The 8,833-nt window shown below is 33.0% G+C and carries 9 protein-coding genes, 1 tRNA gene and 1 pseudogene; 8 read left to right on the top strand and 3 right to left on the bottom strand.

The window, feature by feature from the left end; all coding sequences use genetic code 11:
- Positions 1-95 precede the first annotated feature (95 nt).
- Positions 96-168, bottom strand: a tRNA-Thr gene (locus ACFINU_RS08585).
- A 456-nt stretch (positions 169-624) separates the two neighbouring features.
- On the opposite strand from ACFINU_RS08585, the gene ACFINU_RS08580 reads away from it, so the two are divergent.
- From ACFINU_RS08580 to ACFINU_RS08545, 8 genes and pseudogenes are all read left to right on the top strand, one after another.
- A complete protein-coding gene (locus ACFINU_RS08580) occupies positions 625-828 on the top strand; it encodes a SlyX family protein (RefSeq protein ID WP_375618716.1) in 204 nt (67 codons plus the stop codon).
- 1,096 nt (positions 829-1,924) lie between these two features.
- A complete protein-coding gene (locus ACFINU_RS08575) occupies positions 1,925-3,352 on the top strand; it encodes an amino acid permease (RefSeq protein ID WP_375618718.1) in 1,428 nt (475 codons plus the stop codon).
- A 40-nt stretch (positions 3,353-3,392) separates the two neighbouring features.
- On the top strand, positions 3,393-4,073 hold the full coding sequence (locus ACFINU_RS08570) for an energy-coupling factor ABC transporter ATP-binding protein (protein WP_375618715.1): 681 nt from the start codon (positions 3,393-3,395) through the stop codon (positions 4,071-4,073).
- Entirely contained in the window at positions 4,070-4,708 is a 639-nt protein-coding gene (locus tag ACFINU_RS08565) for an energy-coupling factor transporter transmembrane component T family protein (protein ID WP_375618714.1), read from the top strand. The genes ACFINU_RS08570 and ACFINU_RS08565 overlap by 4 nt, the downstream gene beginning before the upstream one ends.
- Positions 4,709-4,723: 15 nt before the next feature.
- Complete coding sequence (locus ACFINU_RS08560) at positions 4,724-5,281, top strand: biotin transporter BioY (protein ID WP_375618713.1); 558 nt, start codon at positions 4,724-4,726, stop codon at positions 5,279-5,281.
- 257 nt (positions 5,282-5,538) lie between these two features.
- Positions 5,539-6,105 (top strand): annotated as a pseudogene (locus ACFINU_RS08555) (biotin transporter BioY).
- A 721-nt stretch (positions 6,106-6,826) separates the two neighbouring features.
- Positions 6,827-7,006, top strand: a complete 180-nt coding sequence (locus tag ACFINU_RS08550) for a hypothetical protein (RefSeq protein ID WP_375618712.1) — start codon at positions 6,827-6,829, stop codon at positions 7,004-7,006.
- Positions 7,007-7,034: 28 nt separating this feature from the next.
- The gene (locus ACFINU_RS08545; RefSeq protein WP_375618717.1) at positions 7,035-7,085 is read left to right on the top strand and encodes a hypothetical protein; all 51 of its coding nucleotides are present in this window, start codon (positions 7,035-7,037) and stop codon (positions 7,083-7,085) included.
- A 127-nt stretch (positions 7,086-7,212) separates the two neighbouring features.
- Here the strand turns inward: ACFINU_RS08545 and ACFINU_RS08540 are convergent, their stop codons facing one another.
- Entirely contained in the window at positions 7,213-7,728 is a 516-nt protein-coding gene (locus ACFINU_RS08540) for a hypothetical protein (RefSeq protein WP_375618711.1), read from the bottom strand.
- A gap of 628 nt (positions 7,729-8,356) precedes the next feature.
- Positions 8,357-8,539 carry a hypothetical protein gene (locus ACFINU_RS08535; RefSeq protein WP_375618710.1) on the bottom strand — a complete coding sequence of 61 codons (183 nt, stop codon included), beginning with the start codon at positions 8,537-8,539 and terminating at the stop codon, positions 8,357-8,359.
- Positions 8,540-8,833 lie beyond the last annotated feature (294 nt).

Below are 8,833 nucleotides of genomic sequence, written 5' to 3'. Positions count from 1 at the left end.
TATATAAACTGTAGAAGGTGGTCTAAAAGGTGGTCTGAAAATGGCTGTTTAAAGAAAAAATCTATATATTTCAATATGTTTAAGAAATAAAACGGTGCCGCATGCCGGATTCGAACCAGCGACCCCATCATTACGAATGATGTGCTCTACCAACTGAGCTAATGCGGCATAAGTTTGTAAGTCAATGAGACAAAACTAATTTGAAGGTAATAGCTAAAAGTACGTATAAAAGCAAGAATGCATTTTTTCAATAATTTATAAATATGATAATAATTTAAAGGAGAAGTATGTAAAAGTTAGAGGAAAGTATTCTTTGACCTTAATGCTATAAAATGCTTTCCAATTTACGATAACACTTAAATTAAGAAGCTGGGAATGTAGATCTTTAGGATGAAAAGTGGTGTCAAGATATCTTAGTAAAGATAAAAACATTTTCTGGTTCTTGAGAAAGAAATTTGTTGCATAGAGTGATTGGGAAAATAAAGATCATCATAAACCTTTTATAATGTGCAAATAAGATGAGTAGAATTATTTGAAAAGTTACTTCTCATTTTTATGGGAAGAAAAAGGGAGAAGGATTAATAAAATTAATCACGTTTTTTTATTTAAGAGGGAGTAAAAATCATGTCGGATGAAGATCGGCTGATAGAACTAGAAATGAAGCTAGTTTACCAAGAAAAATTCATTGAGGAACTTTCTCGAGTGGTAACTGATCAATGGAAAAGTTTGGATGAGATATCTAAAAAAGTTGATGTTTTAGCGAAACGATTCCCAGATTTAAAAGAACAGAGTGTGACTGAAGCTGTTATTTTACCATTTTCTCAATAGAGAGAAGGTGCTTAAAATTTTTCTGCTAATAGTCTCTTGGATTTTTTTAGATGTAATAGGGTGGGTATCACAATGGGAGTAAGATGCGAAATATTCTTTATTACAATTGCAATTATTTACAGATTGGTTTTTGTTTAACGCATTTTGTTAGACTTGTAGAATAATTTTTATAAGCTTCTTCATTAATTTCAAGAAGTTCCAATTTTATAAGGAGTGCTGATATTAGAAGACGTTTTTTTATATGTGATTTCTAGTACTAAAATTAAGAAAAGTTTTTGTAGAGTATAAAGAAACATCCATAAAAATATATAAATTTCAATATGTTAAGTTTTTTCTGTACAGAGTTTTCTATAGATGGGAGTTAGATTTATTCACTAGTTTTTATTAAATTGAAACAAATGAAGTAATGTTATCATTATCTATAGAAATCATAAGTGAGCCCGTATAATTTATAACTGAGCGCATATATTTATAATAAAGCGTTTTAATCAATTCTGATGATCAAGTGATTTTCAGTTGTTTTAATAGGGTGAGGTGCTCTAAGCGATACCTGTTGTGTATAGTACAGAGAGCTCTAGAAGTTTTTTTCAAGATCAAATGTACTCTTCGTTATATGTATATGATATTTTGTGAAAAGGCTTTTTTTTTTCGTAAGTTAAGATACAAAATACTATTGCTAAAGCACCAAAGATAGACCATGCGGGTAAATAAGTGAGAGTAATGCAAATTGAGGACAGAAAATCAGGTATTACCTTGCATAGAGATTGATTAAGGTGATAGACATCTGTTTGTAGAAGGTTTATTAAAATTTTATTAAAAGGGGTTGTTGTCCAATGTGATGTGATTACAGAGTGTGCGTTATCAATGACCAATGCTATAATGGTTAGTGTAACAAAAATGAAGGACATTAATTTAAATAAAGGGTGGAGCATATTTTTTCTTAAAACTTCAACGGGACATACGTATAATGCAGAAAAAAATAAGGAGTTGCATTATGATAAGAAAATAAGTTTAGGTTTGTTTTGTATTTTTTGAAAAAGGTGCCTAATTTTTCGATAAAAGTTGAGGTTAGGTTCAACAAAAGTAATGAGGCATGATGCTTGAAAAAAAGCACGATGAATTGAAGCGTAGCCTTCAAAATCGCCATATTCAAATGATTGCTTTGGGTGGCGTTATTGGGACAGGGCTTTTTTATGGGTCAACCGAGGCAATTCAATTAGCTGGTCCCTCAGTCATTTTGTCTTATCTTATCGGTGGGCTTATTATGTATTTCATTATGCGAATGCTTGGTGAAATGTCAGTAGAAGAACCATCTTCAGGAGCATTTAGTTTTTTTGCTTATAAATATTGGGGGAGATTAGCTGGTTTCATAACAGGTTGGAATTATTGGTTTCTTTATATTCTTGTGAGCATGGCTGAACTTACAGTGATAGGGTTTTACCTTGATCATTGGGTTTTGATTGATCATTGGAAGGCATCTTTCATTGTTCTTTTATTTGTTACATTCATTAACTTGTTTAATGTTCGTTTTTATGGAGAATTTGAATTTTCTTGTGCTTTGATTAAAGTGGCCGCTGTTATTGGTATGATTATTTTTGGAATTTTTCTCATTGTTACTGGATCAGGGGAAAATCATGCGAATATTAATTATCTTTGGGACCATGGCGGTTTTTTTCCTTATGGAGCAGCAGGGGTTGTTTTAGCAACTTCTGTAGTAATGTTTTCTTTTGGAGGAACAGAGCTTATTGGTATTGCTGCTGGAGAGGCATCTAATCCACAAAAAACAATTCCAGCGGCTATTCGTCAAGTTATGTGGAGGATTATAATTTTTTATATTGGTTCTATCAGCATTATTATGATAATCAGCCCTTGGAATATGATTGGAAAAAATGGTAGTCCTTTTGTCACAATTTTCGAGACTATAGGAATTCCTGCTGCTGGTCATATTTTGAATTTTGTGGTGATTATGGCTGCTATTTCTGTTTACAATAGTGGCATTTATTCTAATGGACGTATGCTTTATAGTTTAGCTGTACAAAAAAATGCACCACATATTTTTAGTAAACTGAGTGCTGTTCGTGTTCCTTATATTGCTATCCTTTTTTCATCATTCTGTACGGTGTTGATTGTCGTTGTTAATGCTCTTGTTCCTGATAATAGTTTTATGCGGATCATGGCTCTTGCAACTGCAGCAGCAGTGATTACTTGGGCTATTATTGTTATTGTTCATTTGAAATTTCGCAATGCCCATAAGAACAGAAAAGGCAACTTTACTTATGCGTTTGGTTTATATCCTTACGCTAACTATCTTTGTCTCTGCTTTCTTGCTTTATTATTTTGCATTATGTTTATCAGTGGTTTTGGGCAAAATGGATTGATGACTCGACTTTTTGATATGATAGGAATAAGCGTGCCTTTTCTTGAAACATATATTCCTGTACAGATGCCTGATATGAGTTTGGCAGTCATTATTATTCCTCTATGGTGCTTATTATTACTTTTAGGTTATAAACTGAAACGATAGAGAAAGAAGAGCTAATAAAAGGGATTGATTGGAATAAATCTTGGGGACTATAAAATTTGATGAGGTAACACAAGTTTTTGGTGATTTGTGTGTTTTAAGAAATATTACTGTACAGCTTACCGAAAAACGAATTGCTGTTATAGGTGCGAATGGTTCTGGAAAAAGTACATTTGTTCGTCTTATTAATGGACTCCAATTACCATCTCACGGTTTTGTAAGCGTTGATGGGCTTGATACCAAGCGCGATGCAAAAGCAGTAAAGCGTAAAGTTGGATTTGTATTTCAGAATCCCGATAATCAGATTGTTTTACCATTAGTTGAAGAGGATTTATCCTTTGGTCTCAAAAATTTAAAGCTTAATAAAGATGAAATTAAGGAGCGTGTAGATGAAATTTTACAACGCTATGAACTTCAAGATTTCAGAAATCACGCTGTCCATTTATTAAGTGGTGGGCAAAAACAACTCGTTGCTATTTCCGGTGTAGTTGCAATGAAACCAGACTACATTATTTTTGATGAGCCGACAACATTACTTGATTTGCGAAATAAGCATCGCGTTACGCAAGTGATAGAAGAATTACCACAAACGGCAATAGTTGTATCGCATGATTTGGAGTTTTTGAAAAAGTTTGATAGAGTGCTGGTTTTTGATAAGGGTGAGATAGCAATTGATGATGTACCTTTTGTTGCTATCAAGGAGTATATAAGAAGAATGTCATGATCGGTTTATATATTCCAAGGGGTACGTTTATTCATAGGTTAAGTCCTGGAGTTAAGTTATTATTTCTTACGGCGTGTGGAACTTTTATAATAATGGTTTCTTCTATAGCGCTTCTTGGGTTATTTTTGTTGTTGGTCATCTTATTCTATAGAGTCGCCAAGGTCCCTTTCAAAATTGCGATAAAGCAATTTAAATCGATGGGATTGCTTTTAGTTCTTCTATTTGTATTTCAAACTATTTTTAGCGGTTGGCTTACGGGGGGTGAGGTCATATTACGTCTTGTTATCCTCTTTTCTTTATCGTCACTTATTTCATTCACAACAAAAGTTTCAGATATGGTGGATGCAGTTGAAGCAGGACTCCAGCCCTTTCGTTCTTTTGGTATAAATCCATCAAAAGTGAGTATGGTTATCTCTATGGCGATCAGGTTTATTCCTCTTTTGAGTGAAAAGTTTAATGAGGTACATGAAGCACAGCAAGCACGGGGACTTAACACTAACATTGTCGCTCTTGCGATACCTTTAATTATACGAACCATAAGAATGGCTTCAGAAGTGGCTGAAGCATTGGAAGCGCGTTCTTATGATGCTGATACCATTGATACAGCATCTCATAATAATCAAAGTTTTTTATAGTGAAAGAAGAATCAAATGAATACAAAAGATTTAGTTTATATTGCCTTATTTGCCGCTGTTTATGCTATTTTGGGCCTTTTCCCTTCTATTTATCTTCCTTTTCTTCTAGGGGTACCTATTACAGCTCAATCGATGGGACCGATGCTAGCAGGGTCTATTCTTGGGGCAAAAAGGGGTGCTTTAGCGTCACTCCTTTTTCTTGTTCTTGTTGCGATTGGATTACCTCTGTTGCCTGGTGGTCGCGGTGGAATCAGTGTCTTTTCAGGGATTGCAAGTGGTTATTTAATAGGTTTTCCATTTGCCGCATTTTTTATTGGTTTAATGGTAGAATTGTTTTGGCAGCGGTTAAATTTTATAATATTATTTGTGATAAATACTGTCGGTGGCATTGGGATAGTTTATTCTTTTGGTGTTCCATGGACAGCTTATATGACCAAAGTTTCTTTACTGAATGTTTTAATGGCTTCATCAGTTTTTTTGATAGGCGATTGTTTAAAAGCGTTGATTGCATCCTTTATTGCACTCGCGATTAAAAGATCTGTTCCTCTCATTCATTCAAAGCATAATAACTAAAATAAATGCATTATTTTGTTATGCTGTTGTTATATAGTATTCGTATATCACTATTATTGAATTTAACTATAGTAATTTATGATGTATTTAAACACTATAGAATCTAATATGATTCATATAAGTGATATTATTAAAATAAATTATTATAGTATTTTTCTCTATATCTAAGGCATTTAAAGTGTACTTTTATAAATCTGATACTTTTTATTAATTGTACAACAATAACGAAAGCTTTTCCCTAGTGAAGGAATAATTCAGTGAATACAAAAGATTTAGTTTATATTGCTTTATTTGCCGCTATTTACGCTGTTTTAAGTCTTTTCCCTCCTATTTATCTTCCTTTTTTGCTGGGTGTCCCTATTACAGCTCAGTCTATGACTCCGATGTTAGCAGGCTCTATACTTGGAGCGAAAAGGGGAGCTTTAGCATCACTTCTTTTCCTTGCTCTTATTGCGATTGGGTTACCTCTATTGCCTAGTGGTCGTGCTGGAATTAGTGTTTTTTTCAGGAGTTACGAGTGGTTATCTGATTAGTTTTCCATTTGCTGCATTTTTTATTGGCTTTATGGTAGAATTATTTTGGCAGCGGTTAAATTTTATAATATTATTTGTGATAAATACTGTGGGTGGCATTGGGATAGTCTATTCTTTTGGAATACCATGGGTAGCTTATATGACACAGGTCTCTTTGCTGACAGTTTTAATAAGTTCATTAGGTTTTTTGGTTAGTGGTTTCTTGAAAGTGCTGATTGCATCCTTTGTAGCGTTGACCATTAAAAAACCGTTCCTCTCATTCATTCGGAAAAAGGGGCAGTTCTGTACTGAAGAACAAGTTTTTTCAGATGTATGTAGATTAAAAAGCATCACGGAATACCATTTTGTTTTGTCTACTTTTTTATTGGTATTTTTCTGCATAGCTCTCAGAGGTAGCCATACGAAAATTGAATGTTTCGGCACCAAAATTCATTTTTGCTTTCAGGAGAAGCTCCTAAATAGCCAATTAATATTATTTTATTTAACAGGCTTGTAAGTTTTATTCGATTTGCATATTATATGCATAAAGCCTTAGAATAATTTATTATTTTTTTAATATTTTTAGTTAATTAATCACTAATTTTTAAAGTATTAAATTATATTAATTGTACAAAAACATGGATAATTAAGTGTTCATCTAAAACTCTTGATGTATATAATACCCTTATAAATGTATTAATATAAGGTATAAAAATAAGAGTTGAATGGGATGAAGCTAAAACAAAAAGTAATCTTAGAAAGTACCGTGTAAAGTTTTGAAATAGCTGCATATGTTTTTTCTGATCTATTCTCCATGGCTAAACAAGACCGTATTGAAAATGGAGAGTATGGTTAGCAAGCTTTAGTGCTTGTGGAGGTTTTTTATTACTATTCGTAGCGCATATTGTCCATGACGATAAAGATGGCATAGAGGTAATCCGTATTATTTCAGCACGGCGAGCCAATTTGAAAGAAAGGAAACGTTATAAAGAAGAAAGTTCGTTATGAAATTGAGGTAGGTAACTTATCACCTTTGACAGATGAACAGAGAGTTGAAATTGATAAATTGGCTGTAATGTCGGATAGTGCAATTGATCATAGAGATATTCCGTCACTCAATGATGTGTTCTGGAAAAACGCCGTTTTCAATCCATTCTATAAATCACCCAAAACTGTTACAACAGTGCGTGTGGATTCAGACGTGCTAGCGTGACTTTAAAAGTCAAGGGAAAGGATATCAAATGCGGATTAACGCCATTTTACGTGATGCCATGCTTCGTTCAATGCGTTGACCTCTTTCCTGCGACAAAGAGTATCAAACTGCTTTCGATAGTTTTTTATGCTCTTGTTGATTTTATCGAATGTTGAGAAGAGACAACGCCATTTAATCTAAACAGTTTTATAAAATCGGAAGTTTTACTATGGCTTTTTAACTGAGCACTGTAGTGTGTAAATAGATATATTTATTAAACTGCGTGTAAGTAACATAAGAAACAATACACAAACTAAAAAGGAATACCAAAGAGCAATATCTGAGTACCAAATACAGTATCCCAATGGAAAAGAAAGCTTGTACTCCACATACCTAGAAATGACAGGTAAAGAAACCGTTTCTTTATAACTATTTGGGAAAATTAAAACGACAAGCGCTAAACTTATTAGTTTTAAGAGTCTGTGCAAATATTGTTGTAAATCACGTGTTAGTTTCACCCAACCCGTTGTATCATCATCTTTATATTTTGCGTTGCTCTGCAATTCAGAAGGAATATTAGAATTGCATAAAATTGCAAAAACAGTTGTTACGATCACCAAAGAAATAGACGCGAATGTCAAAATACCCTGAATAAAGTCAAGGTTTTTTCTTATTCCTAAAAAACATACAAATATAAAAATTATAACACCAAACAAGGCTTTTCTCTTCTTATCTGTAAACATATTTATTTCCTGTGGAAAAATTGTGATCTCAATTTCTTAAATTATTTTCTGAGATAAAAATACAATCTATCTTTTAGTTTTTTCAGCATTCGCTTTTATTTTAATAGCAATGTCTTCTATTGCATCCAGTTGCTTTTAATATTTTAGTTAACCTCGTCTATGATTTATCTATAGTTGATGATAGCTTTAAACACAAAGCTCCATAATTACAAACTCTTGCTTGCATTTTGATACCCAAATCCACCTTTCAAAAAAGCCCATCGCACTGGCAACCCTTTCATAAAGATTAAAGAAAAGCTCTGTTATTTCAAAAATACATGAAAGTGACTCATAACTGCCGCAACATTTTTTGTGCTGATGTTGGCTATTCATGTTTTAAAAAACAAATATTTTGAAATTCGTGTATCCTAAAATCCTTAATTTGTATTAATGGATTTATTTACTTTATAAATTTGATACTATAGAGCCATTTTGGCTTCTAGAAATATATGTACATTAAAAAAATTTTTTAATCACTCTTTAAATGCATATCCAATCCAAAAATAATCAGCACTTTTCACTATTTTGCTATTTTTTAGAAATCTATTTTAAACTCTCCTATTATTAGTTCATGAAGAGTTTTGGTTCGTTAAAGAAGATCTTTTTCAATCTCTTCACAATACTTAGAAAAATCTGTTGCTTTTGGAATGATTTTTTTAGACATGCTTTCTACGTTACTCTGCAAAATGCGTTTTAAGGACTCTTTCAAAATCAATAGGGAAATACCTTTGAGTTCAGTTTGATAAGCTTGAGAAGAGGTGTCATCGTCCATATCTTTTCGCTTGTGGAAGCTACCACAAGAGAACAAGCGAAAAAAGTATTAGAGATATCATCATTTGAAGCTTTTACAGTAATAAACCTGTGAAGCCATAAGCAAGTCTCAAGTGCATTTTCTTCATTGGGTTTTTGTTTTTAATTTTCCATACGACACACTGCTATTTCAGGTTATTTCTTTGGGTTGATTAAGATTTGTAAGGAAAGTTGATTGACAAGCAGTTAAGGCTGAATTTAAAGACTGGGATTATAAAGCCCAAGGGCTGACAGAAGCCGGTGCGGCTCTCGTGGC

This window comes from Bartonella sp. AC130YNZD (assembly GCF_042196865.1).
Lineage (GTDB): Bacteria > Pseudomonadota > Alphaproteobacteria > Rhizobiales > Rhizobiaceae > Bartonella.
This window is presented reverse-complemented; position numbering and strand designations above follow the sequence as displayed.

What these genes read in the sequence shown, in the direction of transcription:
- ACFINU_RS08560 (WP_375618713.1), top strand. Translation starts at nt 4,724, where the DNA reads ATGAATACAAAAGATTTAGTTTATATTGCCTTATTTGCCGCTGTTTAT.
- ACFINU_RS08535 (WP_375618710.1), bottom strand. Translation starts at nt 8,539, where the DNA reads ATGGACGATGACACCTCTTCTCAAGCTTATCAAACTGAACTCAAAGGT.
- ACFINU_RS08540 (WP_375618711.1), bottom strand. Translation starts at nt 7,728, where the DNA reads ATGTTTACAGATAAGAAGAGAAAAGCCTTGTTTGGTGTTATAATTTTT.
- ACFINU_RS08565 (WP_375618714.1), top strand. Translation starts at nt 4,070, where the DNA reads ATGATCGGTTTATATATTCCAAGGGGTACGTTTATTCATAGGTTAAGT.
- ACFINU_RS08575 (WP_375618718.1), top strand. Translation starts at nt 1,925, where the DNA reads ATGCTTGAAAAAAAGCACGATGAATTGAAGCGTAGCCTTCAAAATCGC.
- ACFINU_RS08580 (WP_375618716.1), top strand. Translation starts at nt 625, where the DNA reads ATGTCGGATGAAGATCGGCTGATAGAACTAGAAATGAAGCTAGTTTAC.